Source organism: Arenibacter hampyeongensis, assembly GCF_002909255.1.
Lineage (GTDB): Bacteria > Bacteroidota > Bacteroidia > Flavobacteriales > Flavobacteriaceae > Arenibacter > Arenibacter hampyeongensis.
This window is the reverse complement of record NZ_PIOB01000020.1, coordinates 1-24,753: the sequence shown is the minus strand read 5'-3', so window position 1 is coordinate 24,753 and position 24,753 is coordinate 1. Positions and strand designations below refer to the sequence as shown.

27 protein-coding genes are annotated in these 24,753 nt (G+C 39.0%); 23 read left to right on the top strand and 4 right to left on the bottom strand.

Features of this window, described 5'->3' with window-relative positions; translation table 11 throughout:
* Window positions 1-197: 197 nt before the first annotated feature.
* The 17 genes from gcvH (at window position 198) to tsaB (ending at window position 14,096) form a co-directional block, all read left to right on the top strand.
* Window positions 198-578 (top strand): glycine cleavage system protein GcvH, encoded by a 381-nt coding sequence (gene gcvH, locus CWD91_RS22385; protein ID WP_103443205.1) that lies wholly within the window; start codon window positions 198-200, stop codon window positions 576-578.
* A complete protein-coding gene (locus tag CWD91_RS22380; protein ID WP_103443204.1) occupies window positions 571-972 on the top strand; it encodes a VanZ family protein in 402 nt (133 codons plus the stop codon). The genes gcvH and CWD91_RS22380 overlap by 8 nt, the downstream gene beginning before the upstream one ends.
* 244 nt (window positions 973-1,216) lie before the next feature.
* Complete coding sequence (locus CWD91_RS22370; protein WP_103443202.1) at window positions 1,217-1,927, top strand: energy transducer TonB; 711 nt, start codon at window positions 1,217-1,219, stop codon at window positions 1,925-1,927.
* Window positions 1,928-2,155: 228 nt separating this feature from the next.
* Window positions 2,156-3,055, top strand: a complete 900-nt coding sequence (cyoE, locus tag CWD91_RS22365) for a heme o synthase (RefSeq protein WP_103443201.1) — start codon at window positions 2,156-2,158, stop codon at window positions 3,053-3,055.
* 5 nt (window positions 3,056-3,060) lie between these two features.
* A complete protein-coding gene (locus tag CWD91_RS22360; RefSeq protein WP_103443200.1) occupies window positions 3,061-3,642 on the top strand; it encodes a cytochrome c oxidase subunit 3 in 582 nt (193 codons plus the stop codon).
* Between the two features lie 147 nt (window positions 3,643-3,789).
* Window positions 3,790-4,764: a cytochrome c oxidase subunit 3 gene (locus CWD91_RS22355; RefSeq protein ID WP_103443199.1), complete on the top strand. Its 975-nt coding sequence runs from the start codon at window positions 3,790-3,792 to the stop codon at window positions 4,762-4,764.
* Between the two features lie 57 nt (window positions 4,765-4,821).
* Window positions 4,822-5,205: a cytochrome C oxidase subunit IV family protein gene (locus tag CWD91_RS22350; protein ID WP_103443198.1), complete on the top strand. Its 384-nt coding sequence runs from the start codon at window positions 4,822-4,824 to the stop codon at window positions 5,203-5,205.
* A 134-nt stretch (window positions 5,206-5,339) separates the two neighbouring features.
* Window positions 5,340-5,972 carry a hypothetical protein gene (locus tag CWD91_RS22345; protein WP_103443197.1) on the top strand — a complete coding sequence of 211 codons (633 nt, stop codon included), beginning with the start codon at window positions 5,340-5,342 and terminating at the stop codon, window positions 5,970-5,972.
* Entirely contained in the window at window positions 5,972-6,700 is a 729-nt protein-coding gene (locus CWD91_RS22340; protein ID WP_103443196.1) for an SCO family protein, read from the top strand. Before CWD91_RS22345 ends, CWD91_RS22340 begins: the two co-directional genes overlap by 1 nt.
* The gene (locus CWD91_RS22335; protein WP_103443195.1) at window positions 6,700-7,233 is read left to right on the top strand and encodes a DUF420 domain-containing protein; all 534 of its coding nucleotides are present in this window, start codon (window positions 6,700-6,702) and stop codon (window positions 7,231-7,233) included. The genes CWD91_RS22340 and CWD91_RS22335 overlap by 1 nt, the downstream gene beginning before the upstream one ends.
* Window positions 7,223-7,483 carry a hypothetical protein gene (locus CWD91_RS22330; RefSeq protein WP_103443194.1) on the top strand — a complete coding sequence of 87 codons (261 nt, stop codon included), beginning with the start codon at window positions 7,223-7,225 and terminating at the stop codon, window positions 7,481-7,483. Before CWD91_RS22335 ends, CWD91_RS22330 begins: the two co-directional genes overlap by 11 nt.
* 183 nt (window positions 7,484-7,666) lie before the next feature.
* Window positions 7,667-8,368 carry an ABC transporter ATP-binding protein gene (locus CWD91_RS22325; RefSeq protein ID WP_103443193.1) on the top strand — a complete coding sequence of 234 codons (702 nt, stop codon included), beginning with the start codon at window positions 7,667-7,669 and terminating at the stop codon, window positions 8,366-8,368.
* The gene (locus CWD91_RS22320; RefSeq protein ID WP_103443192.1) at window positions 8,361-9,590 is read left to right on the top strand and encodes an ABC transporter permease; all 1,230 of its coding nucleotides are present in this window, start codon (window positions 8,361-8,363) and stop codon (window positions 9,588-9,590) included. The genes CWD91_RS22325 and CWD91_RS22320 overlap by 8 nt, the downstream gene beginning before the upstream one ends.
* Before the next feature lies 1 nt (window position 9,591).
* A complete protein-coding gene (locus CWD91_RS22315) occupies window positions 9,592-10,854 on the top strand; it encodes an ABC transporter permease (protein ID WP_103443191.1) in 1,263 nt (420 codons plus the stop codon).
* 30 nt (window positions 10,855-10,884) lie between these two features.
* Entirely contained in the window at window positions 10,885-12,033 is a 1,149-nt protein-coding gene (locus CWD91_RS22310; RefSeq protein ID WP_103443190.1) for an efflux RND transporter periplasmic adaptor subunit, read from the top strand.
* Window positions 12,034-12,064: 31 nt separating this feature from the next.
* On the top strand, window positions 12,065-13,405 hold the full coding sequence (locus tag CWD91_RS22305) for a TolC family protein (protein WP_103443208.1): 1,341 nt from the start codon (window positions 12,065-12,067) through the stop codon (window positions 13,403-13,405).
* 19 nt (window positions 13,406-13,424) lie between these two features.
* Entirely contained in the window at window positions 13,425-14,096 is a 672-nt protein-coding gene (tsaB, locus tag CWD91_RS22300; RefSeq protein WP_103443189.1) for a tRNA (adenosine(37)-N6)-threonylcarbamoyltransferase complex dimerization subunit type 1 TsaB, read from the top strand.
* Here tsaB and CWD91_RS22295 read toward each other — a convergent pair.
* The 3 genes from CWD91_RS22295 to CWD91_RS22285 form a co-directional block, all read right to left on the bottom strand.
* Entirely contained in the window at window positions 14,093-14,929 is an 837-nt protein-coding gene (locus tag CWD91_RS22295) for a mechanosensitive ion channel family protein (RefSeq protein ID WP_103443188.1), read from the bottom strand. The two genes, tsaB and CWD91_RS22295, sit on opposite strands and share 4 nt — an antisense overlap.
* Window positions 14,930-15,108: 179 nt before the next feature.
* Window positions 15,109-15,309, bottom strand: a complete 201-nt coding sequence (locus CWD91_RS22290; protein ID WP_103443187.1) for a dodecin family protein — start codon at window positions 15,307-15,309, stop codon at window positions 15,109-15,111.
* Between the two features lie 69 nt (window positions 15,310-15,378).
* Complete coding sequence (locus CWD91_RS22285; protein WP_103443186.1) at window positions 15,379-16,281, bottom strand: NifU family protein; 903 nt, start codon at window positions 16,279-16,281, stop codon at window positions 15,379-15,381.
* A gap of 118 nt (window positions 16,282-16,399) precedes the next feature.
* Between CWD91_RS22285 and CWD91_RS22280 the strand changes: the two genes are divergently transcribed.
* A complete protein-coding gene (locus tag CWD91_RS22280) occupies window positions 16,400-17,392 on the top strand; it encodes a PorP/SprF family type IX secretion system membrane protein (RefSeq protein ID WP_103443185.1) in 993 nt (330 codons plus the stop codon).
* Between the two features lie 187 nt (window positions 17,393-17,579).
* Here the strand turns inward: CWD91_RS22280 and CWD91_RS22275 are convergent, their stop codons facing one another.
* On the bottom strand, window positions 17,580-18,758 hold the full coding sequence (locus CWD91_RS22275; protein ID WP_103443207.1) for a vWA domain-containing protein: 1,179 nt from the start codon (window positions 18,756-18,758) through the stop codon (window positions 17,580-17,582).
* Window positions 18,759-19,076: 318 nt separating this feature from the next.
* On the opposite strand from CWD91_RS22275, the gene CWD91_RS22270 reads away from it, so the two are divergent.
* From CWD91_RS22270 to CWD91_RS22250, 5 genes are all read left to right on the top strand, one after another.
* Complete coding sequence (locus CWD91_RS22270) at window positions 19,077-21,281, top strand: tetratricopeptide repeat-containing sensor histidine kinase (RefSeq protein ID WP_103443184.1); 2,205 nt, start codon at window positions 19,077-19,079, stop codon at window positions 21,279-21,281.
* Window positions 21,282-21,353: 72 nt separating this feature from the next.
* Window positions 21,354-22,085, top strand: coding sequence for a LytR/AlgR family response regulator transcription factor (locus CWD91_RS22265; protein WP_103443183.1), 732 nt, complete (start codon window positions 21,354-21,356; stop codon window positions 22,083-22,085).
* A 161-nt stretch (window positions 22,086-22,246) separates the two neighbouring features.
* On the top strand, window positions 22,247-22,756 hold the full coding sequence (locus tag CWD91_RS22260; protein ID WP_103443206.1) for a gamma carbonic anhydrase family protein: 510 nt from the start codon (window positions 22,247-22,249) through the stop codon (window positions 22,754-22,756).
* Between the two features lie 162 nt (window positions 22,757-22,918).
* Complete coding sequence (fabD, locus tag CWD91_RS22255; RefSeq protein WP_103443182.1) at window positions 22,919-23,803, top strand: ACP S-malonyltransferase; 885 nt, start codon at window positions 22,919-22,921, stop codon at window positions 23,801-23,803.
* Window positions 23,804-23,945: 142 nt separating this feature from the next.
* Window positions 23,946-24,753, top strand: an 808-nt coding sequence (locus CWD91_RS22250; protein ID WP_205164683.1) for a Calx-beta domain-containing protein, incomplete at its 3' end; no start/stop codon positions are given.

Here is a 24,753-nt window from a genome sequence, read left to right as displayed (position 1 = left end):
AATTTGGCTATTGCTATGATAGTCGTAAAATGTGAAGGGAAATTAGATCATTTTGAAACATAAAAAAATGGTCGGAATTTCTTCCGACCATGACTGGCTTAAAAGGCCCAAACTTTTAAGTATTTAAAAAAGTTTAATTGAGTTTATTGATTAACAACAGAAATCTTTTACATTTGTTTCCTTAACAAATTGAGATAATGAATATACCTTCAGATTTAAAGTACACAAAAGACCATGAATGGGTCAGAATAGAGGGCGATACAGCTATAGTGGGCATTACCGATTTTGCCCAAGGTGAACTTGGTGATATTGTTTATGTAGAAGTAGAGACCTTGGATGAAACATTGGATAAAGATGAGGTTTTTGGTACTGTTGAAGCAGTAAAAACCGTTTCAGATCTTTTTCTTCCTTTAAGTGGGGAAATAGTGGCTTTTAATGAGGCACTTGAGGATGAGCCAGAAAAAGTGAATACGGATCCGTATGGCGACGGTTGGATTATTAAAATTAAATTAAGTGATTCGTCCGAAATAAAGAGTTTGCTTAGTGATGCCGATTACAAAGAGCTAGTGGGTGCTTAAAAAATATTTTTTCACAATAATATTTATAGGCTGGGTGGTGTTCATTACATTGCTCAGCTTATTTTCTTTTGAGGAGGATAGCATTCCGTCCATAGCTATTCCCCATTTGGACAAACTGGTCCATTTTACTTTTTATTTTGGCTTTACCGTTTTAGGTTGTTTGTCTTTTAGGGAAATAAATCGAAAACAAATTCCTTTGGGAAAAGTATTGGCTAAAATAATTGTATATGCGATCATTTATGGTATAGTTGTTGAGGTGTTACAAGGTGTAGCTACTACTGATAGGGATCCCGATTTGCTGGATGTTTTAGCGAATAGTTCCGGGGCATTGTTTGGAAGTCTTGCCGTGAAGTATATCTTCTCAGGAAAAACTTCTTTAAAGTGGTTGAAATAGTATTTTTTTGAGTAATTTGTGAGAGTATTCCAATTTAAAGGGTACAACTTTCTGGTTATTGGTCATATGTAAGGATAGATGGCTGGTATCCAACTCGCTGAAGCAATCAGTGCCTGTAGTAACAAATGAATGGGATGTTTTGGATCCCAGTGTACTGTTGGAATTTATTTGTATTTTTTTTAACAAAAAGTTTTAAACAGATAAAATAAATATATAAATTAGCGAACATTAAAAATTAAGAATTATGGAACTTAAAAAGAATCCTAAGGCAGATTTGACAAGAAATAGCGGACTTTATTTCGTTATTGGTCTTGTTCTGGTTATGCTGTTGACGTATATAGCTTTTGAATGGAAGACCTATGACGACGATAACAATTTTGATTATACCATGAATGTGGAGGATACTTTGGATGAAGAAGTTCCCATGACAGAACAAATTAAAACTCCACCACCACCACCACCACCAGCTGCTCCCGAAATCATCGAGGTTGTTGAGGATGAGGAGGAAGTGGAAGAGACTGTAATCGAATCTACTGAAACCAGTCAAGAGGAAGAAGTTATAGAAGTTGCCGATGTTGAGGTCGAAGAGATTGAGGAGGATGTAGATGTGCCTTTTGCGGTTATCGAGGATGTTCCAATTTTCCCAGGATGTGAAAACGAGCCAAAAAGTAAGTTGAGGGATTGTTTTAACTCAATGATGCAAAAACACATTGGTAAAAACTTCCGTTACCCAGAAATTGCCCAAGAAATGGGAGTTCAAGGAAGGGTAAACGTAATGTTCGTAATCCAAAAGGACGGTAGTATCGGGAACGTAAGAATGAGAGGTCCGGACAAAAACTTGGAGGAAGAGGCAGCAAGGATTATAGGTAAATTGCCCAAGATGACTCCAGGAAAACAAAGAGGTAGAGCAGTTCGTGTGCCATTTAGTATTCCAATTACCTTTAAATTACAATAGTAGATTGGAAAACATCGCAATATTTAAAATCCTGAGCTTAAGCTCAGGATTTTTTTATGCCTGATAATTCCGGGCCAATTTTGTTAAGGAATAGGTAATAAGTACACCCTGAGGATTTAATTTTATTTGCAATTAAGGCTGCTTTGACTGTTTATTAATTAAACATGATTATTTGGTTGCAAAAAATTCCAATGAGGTGTATCTTTGCGCTCCATTTAAAGAATGTAAATGAAAACGGCGGTCAGTTCAGTAAAAAACACCTCTATTGCGGAATATTTTGCTGACTTTAAGGAAATTACCAAAGCAAGGCTTGCCGTCAGTGTAGTTTTTTCTTCCATAGCAGGGTATTTTCTGGGGGCCGTTGAAATTAACTATTTATCGGTTTTTCTTTTGGCTTTTGGTGGATATTGTATGGTCGGGGCTTCCAATGCCTACAACCAAATTATAGAAAAAGACTTGGATGCTTTAATGAGTCGCACCAAGAATAGGCCTATCCCGGCAGGAAGAATGTCAGTGGCCACGGCTATGACCATTGCCGTGCTGATGACAATTTTGGGGATAGTGGCTTTGTATTTCCTGAATCCCAAGACGGCCATGTTCGGAGCTATCTCAATTTTTTTGTACACAAGTGTCTATACCCCATTAAAAACCAAAACTCCCTTAGCTGTCTTTGTTGGTGCCTTTCCAGGCGCCATTCCATTCATGTTGGGATGGGTTGCCGCTACCGATAACTTTGGGATAGAACCTGGTACTTTGTTTATGATACAGTTTTTTTGGCAGTTTCCTCATTTTTGGGCCTTGGGTTGGATGTTGGATGAGGACTATAAAAAAGGAGGCTTTAAAATGCTTCCCACAGGTAAAAAGGATAAGGGCACCGCATTGCAGATAATTATGTATACCATATGGATGATGATTATTTCTGTGATTCCGGTATTTGGGTTTACAGGAAGACTACAATTGTCTGTTGTTGCGGCAGTAATCATCTTTTTAATGGGTATGGTCATGTTGATCTTTGCTTTTAGATTGTATGAAAAAAGGGATAACGTTTCCGCTAGGAAATTAATGTTGGCTAGTGTAAGTTATATCACCTTGATGCAGGTGGTATACGTAATCGATAAATTTATTTAATAAGGATGGACTTAACACAAGGGACAGGAAAGGAAAAGAACGATAGGGCGAAAAAGATGATGCTCTGGTTCGGAATTATCAGCTTGCTAATGGGATTTGCAGGTTGGACCAGTGCTTATATTGTTAGTAGCTCCAGGGAAGATTGGGTCAAGGATTTGGCTTTGCCATCTTCGTTTTTGATCAGTACTTTGGTTATAATTATAAGTAGTATAACTTATATCATGGCGAAGAAGGCCATTAAGCAAGACGAGGTGAAGCGTTGTACCAATTGGTTGTTGTTGACCTTGGGCTTGGGAATTGCTTTTGTGGTATTGCAATTTAATGGATTTTCCCAGATGGTGGCAAGTGGGTATTATTTTACAGGTCCTACTAGCAATATTAAAATGTCCTATGTTTTTTTAATAGCGGCAGTGCATATTGTTCACGTTGTTGCCGGGATTATTTCTCTATTGGTGGTTATTGTAAATCAATTGAGAAATAAGTATTCTTCCAAAGAAATGCTTGGCTTGGAACTAGGGGCCACATTTTGGCATTTTTTAGATATTCTTTGGGTTTATCTAATTCTATTTATGTATTTCGTCAACTAAATATGGACTATTTCTGCCCTATTTGGAAAGTAATATAGTCACTCTTATTTAGAATGGGTTTTTTTTGCCATTTTTAAAAGGCAAAAATTTTGTTTAGCCGAAAAAAATGTAAATTTGTGAAAATTTTATTAACGCTATAATTGTTTTATGGATTCTACGGTTACTACGGGTACAGAAGAAAATGTCTGGGGTGGAGGAAATCAACCTCTAGGTGCAAGTTACGGAAAGTTGATGATGTGGTTTTTTCTTGTCTCCGATGCTTTGACGTTTTCTGGCTTTCTTGCTGCATACGGTTTTTCGAGATTTAAGTTTATAGAAACTTGGCCAATTGCCGATGAAGTGTTTACCCACGTTCCGTTTTTTCATGGGAATTATCCCATGTATTACGTAGCATTCATGACCTTTATTTTGATTATGTCATCGGTGACCATGGTATTGGCGGTCGATGCAGGACATAAATTACAAAAGACAAAAGTAATTTGGTTTATGTTCCTTACCATCATTGGGGGAGCTATATTCGTAGGTTCGCAAGCTTGGGAATGGGCTACCTTTATAAAGGGTGATTATGGAGCTTTGGAAACCAAAGGGGGTAGAATATTGCAATTTGTGAGTGCTGACTCAGGAGAACGTATGGCAATTCGCGATTTTGCGGAACCGCTGCCTAGCGAAAGGGTGAATCATGAAAAGAAGAACGGAGTTTGGTATTATCAAGGTGAAACACTTCCGAGTTATTCCTTAAATGAGATAGTAGAAGGGGTGAAATCCAATTCGAATGTTTTAATACGTACCGAATTAATAAATGAAGATGGCCACAAAACTGTTTTGACAAGGGATGAAACCATGAAAAAACTAAATGATGCTGTTCTAGTAGTGGAGGGGGCCAATCTGGTGCACAATGAGTATGGCAGTAGGTTGTTTGCCGATTTCTTTTTCTTTATTACTGGTTTTCACGGTTTCCACGTTTTTTCCGGTGTTATAATCAACTGTATTATCTTTTTTAATGTCATTCTTGGTACTTATGAAAGAAGGGGGCATTATGAAATGGTAGAAAAGGTTGGGTTGTATTGGCACTTTGTAGATTTGGTATGGGTATTTGTATTTACCTTCTTCTACTTGGTATAGTTTACTGTGAATTATTATTTATACTTAAAAGAATACATTAAAAAAATTTAATTAGAAATGGCACACGAACATAAACTCGAAATATTCAGAGGTCTGTTAAAGTTTAAGTCCAATACCCAAAAAATATGGGGTGTACTAATATTCCTAACTTTGGTAACCATAGTTGAAGTAGGATTGGGGATTGCAAAGCCGGCCGCTTTGACCCATTCACATTTTTTGGGAATGAAGGTTTTGAACTGGATTTTTATCATATTAACCTTGGTAAAGGCCTATTATATTGCTTGGGATTTTATGCACCTTCGGGATGAGAAGAGCTCTTTGAGAAGAGCCATTGTTTGGACACCTATATTCTTGGTGGCCTATCTTATTTTTATCCTTCTCTTTGAGGCAGATTATATATACCACGTTTACACTGACGGTTTTGTAAAGTGGAACTTCTAACGAATAATTAACAGCTTAAAAAGACGGTATAACAACCGTCTTTTTTATTTTTGTACCTATTCGGTTTGTGCCGATTTTGCAAGGGAACCATGTTTTTTTGGTCTTAACTGTAATATAGTAAACTTATATCTTGGATGAAGAAGACAATTGTACTTGTTACCCTATTTATTTTGCCCATAGTGATATATCTTTTTTTTGCTTCGGGGATTACAAACTTCGGAAGGTTGGGAACTATGACCGAGAATGTCCCGGAATTGGAATTTGTCCCAAATAACGTTTCCTTGGAAGGTAAGATTACCGTTCTTGGATTTCTGGGGAAAGAAGTGGAAAGTAAAAAAGGCAATGCCTTTAATTTGAACCAGAAAATTTACAAGCGTTTTTATGAATTTGACGATTTTCAATTTGTCATGGTAATGCCAAAAGGTACGGAGCTGGGTGTGGAAAAATTGAAAAAGGAGTTGGAACAATTGGCGGATGTGGGCAAATGGAAGTTTGTTTTTGGAGATGAAAATGAAATTCATGGAATGTTCAACAGTCTAAAGACAAACCTAAGCTTGGACAAAGACCTAGGCACCCCCTACGTCTTTATAATAGATAAGAAAAGGGCTCTTAGAGGAAGGGACGATGATGAAGGGGAAGGAGTTAAATATGGATTTGATACCTCCTCGGTAGCGGACTTAAACAATAAGATGGAGGATGATGTTAAGATTATATTGGCCGAATATCGTATGGCCCTAAAAAAGAATAATGCCAACAGGATAAAATAATGCAAAAGAATAAATACACCTATGTTTGGGTTTCTTTGGTGATTTTGATTTTTGGAATCATCTTTATTCCGAGAATTATTGATCGGGTGAAGGACGGCAGTGTAGTGCAAAATGATAGGTTAAACCTAAGGAGTGCCAATGAGAAATTGGCATTTGTGGAAATGAACGGGAAAAAGAGGAAAGTACCCCCTTTTGCCTTTGTGGACCAAGATAGCCTCCTGATTACCAATGACGATTATAAAGGAAAGGTTTATCTGGTGGAATTCTTTTTTACAACATGCCCAACCATTTGTCCAATAATGAACGAAAACTTGGTGCAGATCCAGGATGAGTTTAAAGGTATTCAAAATTTAGGGGTTGCTTCATTTACGATAAACCCCGATTATGATACACCGGAAGTATTGAAGGAGTATGCCGAAGAATATGGGATAACCAACATGGACTGGCATTTGTTAACTGGGAACCTAAACGACATTTATACCTTGGCCAATACTGGATTTAGCATTTTTGCAGCTGAAGTTCCGGCTGCTGAAGGCGGGTTTGAACATGCAGGCCTTTTTGCTTTGGTAGATAAAAAAGGCTATATACGCTCTAGGGTGGATAACTTTGGAAACCCGATCGTTTACTACCGTGGAACCATTACCGAGGAAGAAGGTGAAAATGATCATGGGGAAAAGGAACAAATTTCAATTCTGAAAGAGGATATTAAAAAATTGTTGGAGGAATAATGGATGCAATTGCGCTAATGGAAAAAAAATTCAATAAGATTATCAACCTGGTATCCATTGTAATACCCCTGGTTGTTGCCATACTTTTTGGGGTAAAACTACCAAACGTGGAACCTTTGAGTTTTTTACCGCCGATTTATGCATCTGTTAATGGATTAACGGCCATTTTGTTAGTTATTGCGGTCATAGCCGTTAAAAATGGGAGGTTGGAGCTGCATCAAAAGCTAATGACCAGCTGTGTTTTATTGTCCCTCGCATTTCTAATTATGTATGTGGCCTATCACATGACTTCGGATTCTACTTCATTTGGAGGCGAAGGAGTTGTTAAGTATATTTATTTCTTTATTTTGATTACCCATATTTTACTTTCCATTGTAATTATACCTTTAGTATTGCGGACCTATGCAAAGGCCTATTTAAAAAATTATGAGGCACATAGGAAACTTGCGAAAATTACATTTCCACTTTGGTTATATGTCGCGGTTACCGGAGTAGTGGTCTATTTAATGATATCTCCCTATTATGTACACTAAATCATTTTCTTTTTTTGCAGGACGTGCCAATTTTAGGATACAGTACCTGGCATTGGTTTTAACTTTATCATTTTTATTGTTGCCAAATATGTCGGAGGCCCAATGTGCCATGTGCAGGGCGGTCTTGGAAAGCGAGGGGAGTGAGGCTACTGCAAAGGGCATTAACAATGGTATAGTATATTTAATGGCTGTTCCATACCTATTGGTGGCGGGTTTGTTCTTCTTTATCTATAAAAGGATGAAATCTTAGGAATTGATAAATGTCTAGTCATGGCCATCCTAGGAGTTATGGGCCTATTAGATCGGCAAATAGGCCTACTTTTCCCAGGGGTTAAATTTTTAACATAATTTTCACACCTTCGGATGTAACAATTATATTGATAGTTGGTCATATACTCGTATTTTCGGGTAAACTCACCTAATTAAACAAATCATGATAGAAATTAAAGATCTGCATAAATCCTATAAGATGGGGAGCAATTCCCTTCACGTATTAAAAGGTATTAATTTTTCTGTTGAAGAGGGTGAGCTTGTAGCCATTATGGGATCTTCCGGTTCTGGGAAGTCTACCTTGCTCAATATCTTGGGTATGTTGGACGTGCTTGATGAAGGTACCTATACCTTGGATGGGGTACCTATAAAGAACTTGAACGAAACTAAAGCCGCTCAATATAGGAATAAGTTTTTGGGCTTTGTTTTTCAATCCTTTAATTTGATCAATTACAAAAGTGCCATGGAAAATGTTGCACTTCCCCTGTACTACCAAAAAGTAGGCAGGAAAGAAAGACAGGAAAAGGCTTTAAAATATTTGGAGCAAGTAGGTTTACGGGAGTGGGCGGACCATTTGCCCAGTGAATTATCCGGAGGGCAAAAACAAAGGGTGGCTATAGCGAGGGCTATGGCGGCTGAACCCAAAGTACTATTGGCAGATGAGCCTACGGGCGCCTTGGACAGTACAACGTCTTATGAGGTCATGGATCTTATTCAAAAAATAAATGATGACGGCAATACCATACTTATTGTTACACATGAGCCGGATATAGCGGACATGTGTAAAAGGATAGTCCATTTAAAGGATGGGGTTATTGTTGAGGACAAAAAAATAACTCAAGTTAGAGCTTCCCAATATGTTTAGTAGGGATAACTGGAAGGAAATTTTTGAAACAATCCAAAAGAACAAACTCAGGACCTTCCTGTCCGGATTTACTGTGGCCTTGGGTATTCTTATTTTTGTGGTGCTATTTGGGATGGGTAATGGCCTGGTAAATACCTTCAATGAGTTTTTTGGGGATGATGCCACCAATGTACTTTATGTATTTCCTGGAAGAACCACCGTGCCGTATAAAGGCTATAAATCCAATAGGGTCATAGAGTTCGATAATAGTGATTTGAAGGACATTGCTAAAAACTTTACCATGTTCATTGATTATTCCACTCCAAGGATTTCCAGAGGGGGTTTGGTGAAATACAAGAACGAATCCAATAATTATACGACTAGAGCGGTTGCTCCTGCCCATCAATACGCTGAAAAGACGATAATGATGAAGGGCAGATTTATAAATGAAGAAGACTTAAAGAATAGATCAAAATATGTTGTCATAGGAAGGCTCGTGGAGCAAGATCTTTTCGGGAACAATAATTCCATAGGCGAATATATAGATGTAGCTGGGAGCGCTTTTATGGTTATCGGTGTTTTTCAGGATGATGGCGGGGATAATGAAGAACGTTTGATTTACATGCCATATACTACACGACAGCTCATCGAGAAAAATAATGATAAAATAGATGAAATTATAGTTGCTTTCAAGCCAGAGATAGGTTACGCAGGGGCCATGGCCTTGGATAGAAGCTTAGATCGTTTTTTTAGGGAGAAGAAGTACATCAGTCCAGATGACCAGAGTGGGGTCTTTATTAGAAATGTTGCGGACCAGTTAAAGCAAAATCAACAATTTGCCCGGGTCTTGCAGATCATAGTAGCCTTTGTTGCCTTTGGAACCATTATAGCGGGCATAATAGGTATCAGCAATATCATGGTTTTCGTAGTTAAGGAGCGCACCAAGGAATTGGGCATACGTAAGGCCTTGGGGGCAACTCCAAAGTCAGTTATCAGTTCTATCCTATTGGAATCAGTTTTTATTACTACTATTTCAGGTTTTCTGGGAATGCTTCTGGGGGTTTTTATTTTGAATTCATTGGGAGAAAAATTGAAGGACTACTTCATAACCAACCCCTATATAGATATTACAATGGCAATTAGTGCAACATTTGTATTGATACTGTTTGGCGCCATTGCAGGATATATTCCGGCAAAAAGAGCAGCAGATATAAAACCAATTGAAGCCTTAAGAGACGAATAATATGCGATTTTTATTTGATGCAAATACATGGCAGGAGATTTTTGGTTCTATTGGTAAAAATAGGACTAGGACCATTATTACCGTGATTGGTGTATTATGGGGAATATTCATTTATATCGTTCTGTCAGGTGCGGCCCAAGGGCTGAACAACGGGTTTGAAAAACAATTTCAAAATGTGGCAATGAACAGTATGTTCACCTGGGCACAAAGTACCAGTATGCCCTATAAAGGTTATAAAACAGGAAGACAGATACAACTTAAATTAAAGGATGTATCCGTATTGAAAAACAGGATTCCCGAGATTCAATATATCGCCCCTAGAAATGTAAAAGGTGTTTTTGGAGGTAGTCCGGCTCAAATTATTAGGGCTGGAAAATCGGGGAATTATGCGGTCTATGGCGATTATCCCATTTCTACGAAAATAGCGACCAAGAAAATATACGATGGAGGTAGATTTATCAATGATGAAGATATAGAAGCCGCTAGAAAAGTCTGTGTTATAGGGGAGCGTACCCAAAAGGAATTGTTTGAAAAGAGTGATAATCCTATCGGTGATTATATTAGAATAGATAATGTGTTTTTCCAGGTAGTAGGGGTGCATAAGTTTACACCTGGAGGTGGCTTTGAGAGTGATTCCGATATTTATATACCCTATACTACATTTAGAAAATTATACAATACTGGAGAGAATGTGGGTTGGTTTGCTATTGCGGCCTATGATGATGCGGATGTAATTAAGGTGGAAGAAAATGTAAAAGCGGTTCTAAAGACTATTCATAATGTGAATCCCAGAGATGATCGGGCTATTGGGTCTTTTAATCTTGGAGAAATTTTTAATAGAATTGTCGGCTTTGCGAAGGGATTGACCTTCATGTCCTTAGTGGTGGGGATTGCTACAATTTTGGCCGGAGTTATAGGTATCGGGAATATTTTATTGATATCTGTCAAGGAACGGACCAAAGAATTGGGCGTTAGGCGGGCTCTTGGGGCCACTCCAAAAGAAGTTCGGTCCCTAATTATCCTGGAATCGGTGTTTTTAACAATGATAGCTGGGGTCATGGGCATTATCTTAGGGGCGGGAGTACTAAGTTTGATCAACAAGATGACCCAAGGCATGGATTTCCCCTATGCCAATCCAACCGTACCTATACCCTATGTTTTGGGGGCCTTGGCCATTATGGTAATTCTTGGAACTTTGATAGGGTTGATACCTGCACAAAGAGCCGTAAGTATAAAACCAATAGACGCCTTAAGAGAAGAATAAACAAACCAATACAAATAAATATATAGTAAAATGAACAAGATTGTAAAATATGTATTAATAGGAATTTTGGTACTAGGTGCTCTTTGGGCGGCGGCCTTTTTTGTGAAGTCCAATAGTAAATCGGCCATAACTTATGAGACAAAAAATCCTTTTACAGCCAATATTCAAAAGAAAACGGTGGCAACAGGTAAGGTGGTGCCCGAGGATGAAGTGGAAATAAAACCACAGATTTCCGGGATTATCGACGAAATATTCCTAAAGGAAGGTGTCAAAGTTAATGCGGGCGACCTAATTGCAAAAATTAAGGTGGTTCCCAATGAGCAGTCATTGAACCAGGCCAAAGGCCGTGTGAAAAATGCTGAAATAGCATTGAACAATACCAGAATTGAATACGACAGGAATAAGTCCATCTTTGATAAGGGAGTGATATCCTCGCAGGATTTCAATGCCCAGCAATTGCAGTTTGATAGAGCTAAACTGGAACTACAAAATGCTCAATCAGATTATCAAATCATTAGGGATGGTTCGGCTGGCGGTAGTGCTACCGCAAACACCAATATTAGGGCAACCGTATCCGGTACAATTCTGGAGATTCCGGTGAAAGAAGGAGATCAGGTTATTCAAAGTAATAACTTTAATGATGGTACTACCATTGCTACCATAGCCGATTTGAGCATCATGATTTTTGAAGGAAAGGTAGATGAAGGTGAAGTTGGAAAATTGGAATTGGGAATGCCACTTGAGATTAGTCTAGGGGCTATAAACGATAAAAAGTTTGATGCCAAACTTAGGTTTATCGCTCCAAAAGGTATTGAAGAATCGGGCGCTGTTCAGTTTAAGATAGAGGGAGATGTAACTGTTGAGGATGACTTTTTGATCCGTGCAGGTTATAGTGCCAATGCCTCATTGGTACTCGAAAAGAAGGATAGCGTAATGGTAATTCCAGAGGCCCTTTTACAGTTTGATAAAATAACCGATAAGCCCTTTGTAGAGATAGCTGTTGGTACGGTTGAAGAGCAAAAATTTGAAAGAAAGGATGTTGAGATAGGGATATCGGATGGAGTTAATGTGGAAATTGTTTCTGGAATAACAAAAGATGATAAGGTGAAGGTGTGGAACAAAACAGAGCCAATTAAAAAGGGTACTGAAGAAGAAGGTGAAACGGCGGAGGCTAAATAAAGGAGAAAATCAATCCAAAAACAATCAAAACATGAAAATTAAGATTATTATAGGTTTGTTTATTTTCTGTTGTGGTGTCATCACTGCCCAAGAAAAAAAATGGACCTTGGAAGAATGTGTGTACTATGCCGTTGAAAATAACTTGACGATTGAGCAATTTGAACTTGATCTTGAAAATGCCAAAATAGATAAATCGGATGCTATTGGTGATATGTTGCCCAATTTTAATGTAAATGCAAGTCTCACCGGTAATTCTGGTCTTGTTTTGGATCAATCCAGGAACCAGCAGGTTACGGGAACGGTTACAACGGCCTCAGGAGGCTTTGGTTCTTCGGTCAATATTTTTGATGGACTAAGGAGTATACATAGATTGAACAGGGCCAAACTAAATGCCTTGGCCAATCAATATAGGTTGGATAATTTGAAGGATGATATTATGCTGGCCGTGGCAAATTCCTATCTACAGGTTGTCTCAAATAAAGAATCTCTTAAGGTTTTTAGGGCACAATATGCTGTTACCGGCCAGGATTTGAAAAGGACAAAGGAACTGGTAGAAGCAGGTGTTGTCCCAAAAGGTGATTTATTGGAAATTGAAGCAACCGCCGCCAATCAGGAACAGCAAATCGTAAACGGGGAAAATCAAGTATTGATCTCTAGGATCAACCTTGCGCAACTACTTCAAATCACCGACTACGAAAACTTTGACATTGCGGAAGAGGAATTTGAAATTCCGCCGTCCAATATTTTGGAGAATTCTCCTAAGCTTATCTTTGATAAAGCGGTAACTTTTAGGAACGATATTAAGCTTTCATTATCCAGTGTAGATTTGGCACTTAAGGATTTGGATATTGCCAAAGGAGCAGTGTATCCAACTTTGGGGGCTTTCTTTAATTATGGCACTCGGTATTCAAGTGAATTTAGAGATCCAACCACTTTTAACAGAATCGCTTTTGCCGATCAGTTATATTTAACAGATGGTATCTCATATGGACTTCAACTGAATATTCCTGTTTTTAATGGGTTTAGTGTTAAGAATAATATTAAGAGGGCCAAGATTGGGGTGGAAAGGTCAAGGTTACAGTTAAAACAGGATAAATTGGATTTGGAAACCAATATAAATCAGGCATATGTAGATGTCAAGAGTTTTTCCATGGCCTACGAAGCGGCACAAAAAACCTTGGATGCTAGGAGGTTGGCCTATGAGTATTCTAGAGAAAAGTTTGATGTGGGCTTAATGAACGCCTTCGATTTTAGTCAATCACAATCCAGGGTAGATGATGCAGAGGCAATATTAATAAGAACAAAATACGATTATATATTTAGGTTAAAGGTATTGGAGTTTTATTTTGGGTTACCTATAACATTGGATTAGGCTATATTTGTAGTCTATTATGGCTATGATTTTAAATTTAGAGACCGCAACTACAAATTGTTCGGTGAGTATTGCTAGTAAAGGGGAGGTAATTTTATTAAAGGAAGATAACAGCCCCAATTATTCGCATTCAGAACAATTACATGTTTTTATACAGGAAGCTTTGAAAGAAGCTTCCTTATCTTTTAAGGACATATCCGCTATTGCCGTAAGCAAGGGCCCTGGCTCCTATACAGGTTTACGCATTGGAGTATCTGCGGCCAAAGGACTTTGTTTTTCATTGGACCTGCCTCTAATCTCAGTATCCACTCTGGAAAGTTTGGCCAAGCAAGGACTTGGCAAAAAGTATGATTTTATAATACCCTTACTCGATGCTAGGAGAATGGAGGTGTATTCCACAGTTTTTGATACAGACGGTAATAACCTAAGGGAGGTCAAGGCTGAAATAATTCAAAAAGAGAGTTTTTTGGAATATGCGCAGAGGGGGAAAGTACTATTGATTGGAGACGGTGCCGAAAAATGTAGGGCCTTGTTGGAACATCCCAATTTTAGTTTTGAATCTGCATTGCCTACAGCATTGGAAATGGGCGAATTATCCTATAAAAAGTTCAAAGCAAGCGAATTTGAAAATGTCGCTTACTTTGAACCGTATTATTTAAAGGATTTTATGTTGCAAGGTAAAAAATCCTAGGACTTCGCATCGTGTATGACCCTTTGTGGAAATGGAATCTCTATTCCGGAAGCATCAAACCTATTTTTAAGTTCTTCCATCACATGGAAGTGGGCAGCCCAGAACACTTCGTTAGTTGCCCAGAACCGCAAAGACAAATTAACAGAGCTGTCCCCCAATTCAGCTACATAAACTTCAGGTGCCGGATCTTTAAGGATATTTGTGTTGTCTTCACAAATCTGAAGTAAAATATCTTTTGCAAGCTTAATATTGGAGCCGTATCCTATGCCAACTGCAATTTTGTCCCTTCTGGTGTCCTGAGCATTGTAATTAATGATGTTGTTATTGGAGAGTTCCCCGTTGGGTATAATGGCTATTTGATTTCCGAAGGTGCTTAATTTGGTAGTGAAAATTGTAATTTCCCTAACTGTACCGTCAACACCCTGTGCAGAGATAAAATCGCCCACCTTAAAGGGTTTAAAGACTAAAAGAAGTACTCCGCCAGCAAAATTAGCCAAAGAGCCTTGAAGGGCCAAGCCAACGGCAAGACCAGCGGCACCAATAATGGCTACCAATGAAGAAGATTGTACGCCCAGCTGTGTTATTACCAGAACAAATAACATGAACTTTAACCCAATACTGATAAAACTTTGTAGGAACGTTTCCAAGGATGGGTCGTAATCGGCTTTATCGAAAAACTTTTTAACCATTCTATTGATCAATCGAATAATCCAAAGTCCTATTATGAAAATCAGTACGGCTGTGACTATTGACTTTGCCAAGCCGGGCAGAATTTCCCATGCCCATTCTTGAGCGTTAGTAATATTGTTCTCGTAATCGTTAATTATATTCATGTAATTCTAAATTTTTGCAAAGCAATAAAAATTCAAGTTCCTTATCAAATTAATAGCACTAAACAATTGTTAATCTTGAGCGGCAACACCAATGATTATAATCACCGTGGGCTATTTAAAATGATTATTACAAAAAAAGCGCCTTTTAACGGCGCTTGTTGATTGAAATGCGAATAAAATTAATTCACTTCAAAAGTGATTTTGACATTTACTCGGTAGTCGTCTATTTTATTATCCTTAACCGTAGCACTTTGTTCATTAATGTATACGGACCTAATATTTTTAACCGATTTGGAAGCTTGCTCTACCGCTTTTTTAGCGGCATCCTCCCATCCTTTGTTAGAGTTTGCAAGTACTTCGATAACTTTTAAGATAGCCATAATGTATAATTTTAGATTCTCTTAAAGTTAACAAATAAAACATAGAATAAGGCTTAAAAGGTGTCAAAATCAGCCGTTTAGGGCTACAACTTCTTGAACCTTATCGCCCATCATATTTTTTAGCATTGTTTCAATGCCATTTTTTAATGTAAAGGTAGACGAAGGGCAACCGCTACATGCCCCTTGTAATATAACGTTCACAGTTTTTGTCTCAGCTTCATATGATTTAAAAAGAATATTGCCACCATCGCTGGCAACTGCCGGTTTTACATATTCCTCCAGAATATCGATGATTTGCTTTGATGTATCATCCAAATTTGAATCCTCCAATTTGGCTTGTGGAGCATCAGTTTTTTGCTTTTGAAGGCTTGTGGCCGATACCACTTCATGACCTTCCGCAATAAAATCCCTGATTTTTTCACGTAATTCCAGGGTGATATCATCCCATTCCGCAACCTCGTACTTACTTATTGAAACATAATTTTCATCAATAAATACTTCCTTTACGAAGGGTAACATAAAAAGCTGTTTGGCCAACAAGGATTCTTTGGCCTCATCTATATTCTTGAATTCAAAAGTAGTGGGAACTATTTTTTTGTTGGTAACAAATTTCATCACAGATGGATTCGGGGTCACTTCGGCGTAAACCGTTACCGCAACTTTTTTCTTGTTGTCATCTTCATTAACTACAGGTTCTCCTTCATTAAGGTAATCTACCAACTGTTGGGCCACGCTGTCTTTTACATCGTCCCATTCCACAATATCATAACGTTCAAGGCCAATGAAGTTACCTGAAATGTAAACTGTTTTAATGAAAGGAAGGTAAAATAATTGTTGGGCCAAAGGCGAATTTTTAGCCTCGTCTATGTTCTTGAATTCGTAATTATTATTTTTTGTAATGAAATGATTAGTTTCAAATTTTAGTATCGCCGGATTCTTCGTGGGTACTACGGTAATTATAAACTCCTTCATTTTAATATTTTTTACAAAAGTACGAAGGTTTTCTAAGTAATGGCATATATAATAATGTAGTATTTCAACCGTTATATTTTATATTTGGACGATGTTATTAATTCACCCCTCATCTTAAATGAAACACCATTTATTGATCTTACTTTCGTTTTTTGCGATTGGCTACCAGTCATTTGCGCAAGAAGGCGTCCCTGTCTATTTTGATTATTTAGCAGATAATTACTATTTGGTATACCCTTCAATGGCAGGAATAGGTGAAGGAGGGAAAATTAGGGCAACTATTAGAAAGCAATGGTTTAATGTGGATGAAGCTCCTAATTTACAAACTTTGAATGCCCATGTAAGGGTTGGTGAAAGTAGTGGTTTTGGGGCTATAGTATTTAATGATGCCAACGGTTACCATTCCCAAACGGGGCTAAAGCTCACCTACGCACATCATCTAAGGCTGGGTGGGGATTATAGGAGTCTTAATCAACTTTCATTTGGATTAAGTGGAGGGATTCAACAAAGTAATTTGGATGAGTCGGAGTTTGTATCGGTCATTCCAGACCCGATTATTACCGGAACTAGGAACAGTGTTAGCTATTTTAATATGGATTTGGGGATGTCCTACAATTTTATGGAGTTCTACGCCCATGCCGCGATTCACAATTTATTGGGGCGGGGTAGGGATTTATACTCGGCAATCGAATCCAACAACTTAAGAAAATACTTGGTATCTACTGGTTATGTATTTGGGAAGAGCGAATGGCAGGTTGAGCCTTCGGTATTATTTCAGTTTACAGAGTTTACCCAGGAAAAGGCTATAGATATTAATGCAAAGGTCTACAAGAGTGTGGATTTTGGAACTGTTTGGGGCGGCGTTTCTTACCGAAGAAGCTTTGATGGTGCGCAATACCAGACTGCCACGGATTTTGGGGAACAGCGTTTGCAACTTATAACTCCAATCGTTGGAGTAAATTACAGAAATTTTTTAGTGTCCTATAACTATTCCTATCAAATGGGCGATGTTAGATTTGATAATGGCGGATTTCATCAAATTACTTTGGGGTACGACTTTGGGCAATCAGAGAAAAGATACGATTGTAAATGTCCGGCAGTTAATTACTGATGCCTTTGTTGAATTATGGACCTAAGCATAGGCGCATACAAATACAAAAGTAATTTATATATTGCTCTGGTTTATGCTGCCAATAGATAAAAAAATGCTCAACAGATCCTAAAAGATCTATTGAACATTTTTTTCAACTTAGGATGTATTGGGGATTTTTACAAGGGACCTCAATTTTTTTAACTTACTATTCCCAGCTGTAATTCTTCTTGGCCGCCTGCTTTTTTATTGCCGTAAGCATGGCATTTTCCAATTCACCTTTTTCGTTATCCTTTTGCTGTGCGGCAATATAGATTTCCCTTTTACCATTCAGTTCTTGAATTTCTTTTTGTATGTCCATGCGCTCCCTTTTTTTATCATCTACATAGGATGTAATTTCCGCTTTGGATTTTCCCTGTAATTCCATTGGCAATTGTTCTTTTTTAATTTTAGAGATATCAAAATCCTTTTCTTTGGACGCATCCACTAAATCCCATGAGGAGTTGGAATATAGGCGCGACGATTTGCTAACTGCTCTTTTTACGGCAACAACCTCTTCCATTTCCATGGCATTGTCGTCCTGGGCACTTTGCTGTTGTATCTTGGCTGCACCCAAAGCTCCATAGGAAATATAAGTTTTGTTCAAATTGCCGTTTAGTCTAATGATTACATCATCATAGGGAGTATTTATATGGACTACTTCCCGATTGTGGTCAATGGCCATATATTCCCCTCCTGTTAGTTGGGCCCCGTTTTTCCAATCGGTGTTTATGCCTTGCTCGTAGGCACCACAAAAAATGGTATTAATAATAATGTCTTTTTCCTTGGCGTTGGCGACTGCATCCTTATAGTTTAATTTTCCTTGGGTAAAAGGCTCATTGCCAGCAATAAAGATCATTTTTAGATTATCCGGATTTTTACCCCAGTCCAACTGGTTCAAGGAAGTTTGTATCACTTGTCCACAATACTCTTCCCCTCCGTTGGTAGATAGGGAGAATAATTTTTCGGATATCTCATCCAGATCACTGCTAAATCCCAAAACCTGTTGAATAAAACCTTCCCTGGAAGATAAATTATCATTCCCATATTGGTAAAGTGCTATTTGCAATTGAGGTCTACCATCGTTCCCGCACTTGGCATGGGAAAATTTGTTGACGATATCCCATAATTGTGCTTTCGCCTGATTAATGAGTCCGTCCATACTATTACTGGTGTCGAGCAATAGAGCTATCTTGACCAGGTTATTGGCCGGCTTGGATTCTTCCATGGCCACTTCGGATAAAATGGGGTCATTGTTATTGTTCAAATAATTTAGGTCTGAGCCATAACTGTTGCCCATACCTAGGATAATTGCACCCAATACTGCTAATTGTTTTAAGTTTTGCATTTCTATTTTATTTAAGTTAAACATTGATTTTTTTTATTTTTAGTGGTTGGATTGTTCCAGGTTCCCACTATTGTTACTGTCTTATGAGCCACCGGAATTTCATTTTTTGGATTTTATCCGGTAAAATCATATGTTAAAAGTAATTGCAACATATTTCTAATAAAACCGGTAATGAGTAAACGGCTATACTGAATGAGGCAACAAGAGTTTTGGATTCGTAAAGCCTATTTTTTGATAGTAATCTGTGTAGTTTGCTGGAATTATGCATTTTTTAATATGATTTAAATCGATTAAGTTTATCCTATATTATATAAGCTAATGACCAAGTATTTTTGCATATGTTTCTTAATGTTGTTCGGTGGTTCCATTGGCTATGCCCAAATATCCCAAACAGGAGAACAATTTGAGGTACAGGGTATTGTTAAGGAAAAGAAAAGCAACCAAGGTATTTCTGGGGTAGCGGTATCTACCGAAAGCGGGGAGTATAGCCTGACAAATGCCCGAGGTAAATTCATAATAAAAGTAACAATGGGCGAGGAAGTTTTGTTTGCTAGCCCTGATATGGAAACCGTACGCTATCTGGTAAAAAATAAGAATGATATAGAAATTTTAGTAGATAGCTTTAAAACAGGTGAAATTGGGGCAAGCAAGAGCAGGACAGCGGATAGGTCGGTCTTTTTGTATCGGAGCTATATAGATTCTGCAAATTTTTATAAGAAGAAGGATATTCGGAGAAGCATCGATTTTATTACCCAATCCATCTCCCACTTGGGGGTAGGCAACAATAAGGAAGAATTGGCTATTTCCTATACCACCTTGGGAGAAGTCTATCAGTATCATAAACAGTATGATTTGGCCATCTCAAGTTATAAGGACGCCCTTTTGGCGAATAATACACTTAAAACCTCATTGCTGTTGGGCCAGTCCTATATTTTGAACAAAGACTATGTAGCGGCGGAGAAAATTTTATCTCCCTTGGTCAAAATACCTAAAATGGTTCCCTATCAAAGAGTTGAGCTGTACGAATCCCTTGGGGATGCCTATGGAGGTCTTGGAGATGTGGACAAAGCCGTGGCCTTCTATAATGAAGGGCTTACCGTGGCCGAAAAGAACCAGATATCACCAAAGACCATTGACTTAAATTCCAAGATAGCTGGGGCATATGCTAAGGTAAACAGGATACATGAGGCTGATGTCTATTTTAATAATTCCCTAAAAATGGCCTCTGAACAAGCTCCTCAGCGCTCGGTACAGGAAAAGGAGAAGGTGGCCGATTTTTACAATCAAAAAAATCAATTTGGACAAGAAATAGCATTGCGCAAGAAGAGCTTGGAGGATCTGAAGAAAATACCCAAAACAAAGTCGCCCGTAGCTGGAACTCTAAATCAAAACGATACTATTACCGCCCAAAGAATAAATTATAAGATAGCCAACGCCTATATTGCCCAAGACAAATATGAAGAAGCCATACCGTATTTGGAAGAGAGTATTAAGGATGCGGACCTTGACGATGATTTGTTTGTGCAGAAAGACGCTACAAGGAAATTGTCCGAAGTATATAAGTATAAGGGCGATTTCACCAAGGCTTTGGAAACCTATCAGCAGTATGTAGCTGTTGTGGATACCTTATATGTTAGAAAGGAGCAGGAAATAGCCAGAGCTGCGCGTTTTAATAGGGAGATTGCCTCCAAACAAAGCAGAATTTCCGGTTTGGAACAGGAGAGGGAGCTTTCACAAAGCAAATACAGTCTGGCACTCACCGAGCAGCAATTGGTGGAAGAAAGTATAAAACGACAAAATTGGATTATCTATTCCCTGATTTTCGGAATGCTTTTGATGGCCTTGGCCACCTACTTTTTTTACAGGAGCAATAAACAACAAAAATTGGCAAACAATTTATTGGCCCTGAAGTCGCTGAGGTCTCAAATGAACCCTCATTTCATATTTAACGCGCTAAATTCTGTAAATAATTTTATTGCTAAAAGCGATGAAAGAAGTGCCAATAGGTATTTAAGCGATTTTTCTACTTTAATGCGGGCTGTATTGGAAAATTCTGATGAAGACTTCATTCCCTTGTCCAAAGAATTGGAATTGTTGGAATTGTATACCAAGTTGGAGCATTCCCGTTTTACGGATAAATTCGATTATAAGATTGTGATAGATTCAAATATTGATATTGATGCTTTTCAAATCCCGCCTATGCTGTTGCAACCCTATATAGAAAATGCCATATGGCACGGGTTGCGTTATAGGGAAGATAAGGGTTTTTTAAAAATAGAACTGAACCAAAAGGATAAAAATGCCTTAGAAATTTCGATAACGGACAATGGAATAGGCAGAAAGAAATCGACGGCCATTAAGACTCAAAATCAGAAGAAACAAAAGTCAAAAGGCATGGGGAATATTAAAAAGAGAATAGAAATATTAAACGATATGTATAAGGATAAAGTAGACGTTTTTATTTCTGACCTGGAGGCAAATGGTACGGGCACCAAGGTACGGTTCACTATTAAGAGGGATTGAAAAAGTAAGAAGACGTCTAGGTTACAGGTTACTGGGTCCTTCGCGAATTTTAATATGTTGTAATATCCAAGAATGAAGTTAAATGCCATAATTGTAGAAGACGAGGTCAATAGCAGGGAAATTCTCCGTAATTATTTGGCCAAATATTGTCCCGCGGTAAGTTTGGTGGGGGAGGCGGCTACCATCGCGGAAGGACTTGCCCTGATCAAAGGGAATGATCTGGATTTGGTGTTTCTGGATGTGGAAATGCCATTTGGCAATGCTTTTGATTTATTAGATCAGTTGCCTGACCGTGATTTTGAGACCGTTTTTGTCACCGCATTTAATCAATACGCCGTGGATGCCCTAAACGCCCATGCGGCTTATTATTTAATGAAGCCCATTAGCATAGACGAACTCATAAAGGCGGTTGAATATGTAACGGAAATAAGGGAAAAGGAAAAGGCGGTGGAAGATCGCATACTTACACCAAAATTCAATAAGGTGGACGGTAAGATCACCCTACCGCAACAGGATGGCTTTCAGGTGCTCAATGTTGCCGATATTTTGTACTGCAAGGCAGATGATAATTACACCGAATTGTATTTGGAGAAAAAAAAGATTCTGGTCAGTAAGACTTTAAAATATTTCGAGGAGGCCTTAACGGAATATGCATTTGCCCGCATACATAAGTCGTATTTGGTGAATGTTAATGAAGTGGTCCAATATAAGCGGGGCAAAGGTGGTAGTGTTGTAGTTTCCAATGGCAAGGAAATAATGGTATCTGCCTCTAAAAAGAAGAATTTGTTATCGTATTTCGAATAGCATAAATTTGTCTAAAGTCTAAAGTCTAAAGTCTAAAGTCTAAAGTCTAAAGTCTAAAGTCTAAAGTCTAAAGTTGTACGTTCCTGATAAAGGTTGACCACTTTAGGATGAAAATGGAAGGTCAGGAAATGAAATCTGGCGAATTAGTTAAAAAAATCAGAATGATTAAAACCATAAACGGTAAATCGCCCCAGATCGGGGAAGATTGTTATATAGCGGAGAATGCCACCCTTGTTGGTGATGTTAGCATGGGAAACCAATGTAGTATTTGGTTCAATGCGGTTTTAAGGGGTGATGTTCATTATATTAAAATGGGAAACAAGGTGAATGTGCAGGACGGAGCTGTTATACACTGCACTTATTTAAAGTCGCCCACCAATATTGGCAATAATGTTTCCATAGGACACAATGCCATAGTGCACGGCTGCACTATTCATGACAATGTGTTGATAGGTATGGGCAGTATTGTTATGGACGATTGTGTTGTTGAAAGCAATAGTATAATTGCAGCGGGTGCTGTGGTCACCAAGGGAACACGTGTCCCTTCAGGTACTGTATTCGCGGGTATGCCAGCTAAAAAAATAAAGGATATCAGTACCGAGTTAAGTGTTGGTGAGGTAGAGCGAATAGCCAATAATTACGTAAAATATTCAAGTTGGTTCAAAGAGTGATTATTGGGATTAAAGAGATTTATAATTATTTTATTGCAGTGAATAAAGGATTCGAATTGACTTAAAGGGTAGTGGCTGTGAAAAATTGTTAAAAATCCAAAAGGTCACTATAACAAATAGTCTTATTTTTGCCCGAGCATTAATTAGTATAAAAACAAACATATGAACGCATATATTTTTCCTGGTCAAGGCGCACAATTTGTAGGAATGGGATTAGATCTTTACGAAAAATATCCCTTAGCACAAAAAATGTTTGAAACCGCCAATGAAATTTTGGATTTTTCCATCACCGATCTTATGTTCGAGGGTACTCCTGAGGACTTAAAGGAAACCAAGGTTACCCAGCCCGCTATTTTTTTACATTCGGTAATCATGAGCAAGGTTATGGGTTCAAGTTTTAAACCGGATATGGTGGCCGGGCATTCTTTGGGGGAATTCTCGGCTTTGGTGGCCAATGGGGCCCTGAATTTTGAAGATGGATTAAAACTGGTGTTCCAACGTGCAATGGCCATGCAGAAAGCCTGTGAAAAGCAGCTAAGCACCATGGCAGCCGTTTTGGGATTGGATGATGCCATTGTAGAAAAAATTTGCGCTTCAGTCCCAGGAATAGTGGTGCCAGCCAACTATAACTGCCCTGGTCAATTGGTAATCTCGGGTGAAGTGGAGGCGATTAATATTGCATGCGAAAGATTAAAGGAGGCCGGAGCCCGTAGGGCTTTGGTACTGCCAGTGGGTGGAGCCTTTCACTCACCATTAATGGAGCCTGCAAGGGAAGAATTGGCAGCGGCCATAGAAAATACTATTTTCAAGACTCCAAGCTGTGCCATTTACCAAAATGTACCTACCACTGCGGTGACCGATCCAGAGGCTATAAAGGCAAATTTAATAGCGCAATTGACGGCCCCTGTAAAATGGACTCAAAGTGTACAGCAAATGGTAGCCGATGGTGCCACATTGTTTACGGAAGTGGGACCAGGAAAGGTGCTCCAAGGCTTGGTTAAAAAAATTCATCCTGCAGCTGAAACCATGTCTGCAGAGCTTTCTTAAATGGGCTCGACATAAGTTTTTTGCCATTCATCTGATAAATACATATTTAAGCTGTATTGTTAGGCTTGTGGGCTATTTTTTCTTAATATTGATTCCCTATTTCTTGGGAAATGGTTAGGCCATATCCCAATTAAATCTTTGAATGAAAGAACCTGTTATGAAAATAATTTCCCTATATAATATACTTTCCAATTTTTTGGTTTCACGCTACCTGAGAAGTTTGGCTTTTTTATGCGCATTCCTGTTTGTTGGGTTTGTTGGTCATGCTCAAGATATGACTATGGACGCAGACGTATCCATGTCTGAGGGAAATGCGGGCACTACAGCCTTTGTTTTTACGGCTAATCGTACTGGTCCAACCACCTTGCCTGCGAGTGCAACCTATACGGTCACAGTGGGCAGTGCAGATGTGGCCGACTTTGACGGGGGCACTTTGCCCACAGGACCAGTGTTCTTTGCCATCGGTTCTCCTACGGCCACGATCACGATCAATGTGAGCGGGGACACCACGGTGGAGCCGAACGAGACCTTTACGGTTACGCTCAGCGCGGCCAGTGCGGGCTATACCATAGGCACGGCCACGGCCACGGGCACGATAAACAATGACGACAGCGAAGTGATGAACATGGGCGGGGACGTTGCCCTTGCCGAGGGGAACTCTGGCACTACGGCCTTCGTGTTTACGGCGAGCCGTACGGGCGCGACGACATCCGCGGCCAGTGCGACCTTTACGGTAACGGCTGGCAGCGCGAACGCGGCTGACTTTGGAGGGGCTTTGCCCAGTGGCCCGGTGAACTTTGCGGCGGGTTCGGCTACGGCCAACTTTACGGTCAACGTCAGCGGCGACACCACTGTGGAGCCGAACGAGACCTTTACGGTTACGCTCAGCGCGGCCAGTGCGGGCTATACCATAGGCACGGCCACGGCCACGGGCACGATAAACAATGACG

What these genes read in the sequence shown, in the direction of transcription:
- gcvH (WP_103443205.1), top strand. Translation starts at nt 198, where the DNA reads ATGAATATACCTTCAGATTTAAAGTACACAAAAGACCATGAATGGGTC.
- CWD91_RS22370 (WP_103443202.1), top strand. Translation starts at nt 1,217, where the DNA reads ATGGAACTTAAAAAGAATCCTAAGGCAGATTTGACAAGAAATAGCGGA.
- cyoE (WP_103443201.1), top strand. Translation starts at nt 2,156, where the DNA reads ATGAAAACGGCGGTCAGTTCAGTAAAAAACACCTCTATTGCGGAATAT.
- CWD91_RS22360 (WP_103443200.1), top strand. Translation starts at nt 3,061, where the DNA reads ATGGACTTAACACAAGGGACAGGAAAGGAAAAGAACGATAGGGCGAAA.
- CWD91_RS22355 (WP_103443199.1), top strand. Translation starts at nt 3,790, where the DNA reads ATGGATTCTACGGTTACTACGGGTACAGAAGAAAATGTCTGGGGTGGA.
- CWD91_RS22350 (WP_103443198.1), top strand. Translation starts at nt 4,822, where the DNA reads ATGGCACACGAACATAAACTCGAAATATTCAGAGGTCTGTTAAAGTTT.
- CWD91_RS22345 (WP_103443197.1), top strand. Translation starts at nt 5,340, where the DNA reads ATGAAGAAGACAATTGTACTTGTTACCCTATTTATTTTGCCCATAGTG.
- CWD91_RS22340 (WP_103443196.1), top strand. Translation starts at nt 5,972, where the DNA reads ATGCAAAAGAATAAATACACCTATGTTTGGGTTTCTTTGGTGATTTTG.
- CWD91_RS22335 (WP_103443195.1), top strand. Translation starts at nt 6,700, where the DNA reads ATGGATGCAATTGCGCTAATGGAAAAAAAATTCAATAAGATTATCAAC.
- CWD91_RS22330 (WP_103443194.1), top strand. Translation starts at nt 7,223, where the DNA reads ATGTACACTAAATCATTTTCTTTTTTTGCAGGACGTGCCAATTTTAGG.
- CWD91_RS22325 (WP_103443193.1), top strand. Translation starts at nt 7,667, where the DNA reads ATGATAGAAATTAAAGATCTGCATAAATCCTATAAGATGGGGAGCAAT.
- CWD91_RS22320 (WP_103443192.1), top strand. Translation starts at nt 8,361, where the DNA reads ATGTTTAGTAGGGATAACTGGAAGGAAATTTTTGAAACAATCCAAAAG.
- CWD91_RS22315 (WP_103443191.1), top strand. Translation starts at nt 9,592, where the DNA reads ATGCGATTTTTATTTGATGCAAATACATGGCAGGAGATTTTTGGTTCT.
- CWD91_RS22310 (WP_103443190.1), top strand. Translation starts at nt 10,885, where the DNA reads ATGAACAAGATTGTAAAATATGTATTAATAGGAATTTTGGTACTAGGT.
- CWD91_RS22305 (WP_103443208.1), top strand. Translation starts at nt 12,065, where the DNA reads ATGAAAATTAAGATTATTATAGGTTTGTTTATTTTCTGTTGTGGTGTC.
- tsaB (WP_103443189.1), top strand. Translation starts at nt 13,425, where the DNA reads ATGGCTATGATTTTAAATTTAGAGACCGCAACTACAAATTGTTCGGTG.
- CWD91_RS22295 (WP_103443188.1), bottom strand. Translation starts at nt 14,929, where the DNA reads ATGAATATAATTAACGATTACGAGAACAATATTACTAACGCTCAAGAA.
- CWD91_RS22290 (WP_103443187.1), bottom strand. Translation starts at nt 15,309, where the DNA reads ATGGCTATCTTAAAAGTTATCGAAGTACTTGCAAACTCTAACAAAGGA.
- CWD91_RS22285 (WP_103443186.1), bottom strand. Translation starts at nt 16,281, where the DNA reads ATGAAGGAGTTTATAATTACCGTAGTACCCACGAAGAATCCGGCGATA.
- CWD91_RS22280 (WP_103443185.1), top strand. Translation starts at nt 16,400, where the DNA reads ATGAAACACCATTTATTGATCTTACTTTCGTTTTTTGCGATTGGCTAC.
- CWD91_RS22275 (WP_103443207.1), bottom strand. Translation starts at nt 18,758, where the DNA reads ATGCAAAACTTAAAACAATTAGCAGTATTGGGTGCAATTATCCTAGGT.
- CWD91_RS22270 (WP_103443184.1), top strand. Translation starts at nt 19,077, where the DNA reads ATGACCAAGTATTTTTGCATATGTTTCTTAATGTTGTTCGGTGGTTCC.
- CWD91_RS22265 (WP_103443183.1), top strand. Translation starts at nt 21,354, where the DNA reads ATGAAGTTAAATGCCATAATTGTAGAAGACGAGGTCAATAGCAGGGAA.
- CWD91_RS22260 (WP_103443206.1), top strand. Translation starts at nt 22,247, where the DNA reads ATGATTAAAACCATAAACGGTAAATCGCCCCAGATCGGGGAAGATTGT.
- fabD (WP_103443182.1), top strand. Translation starts at nt 22,919, where the DNA reads ATGAACGCATATATTTTTCCTGGTCAAGGCGCACAATTTGTAGGAATG.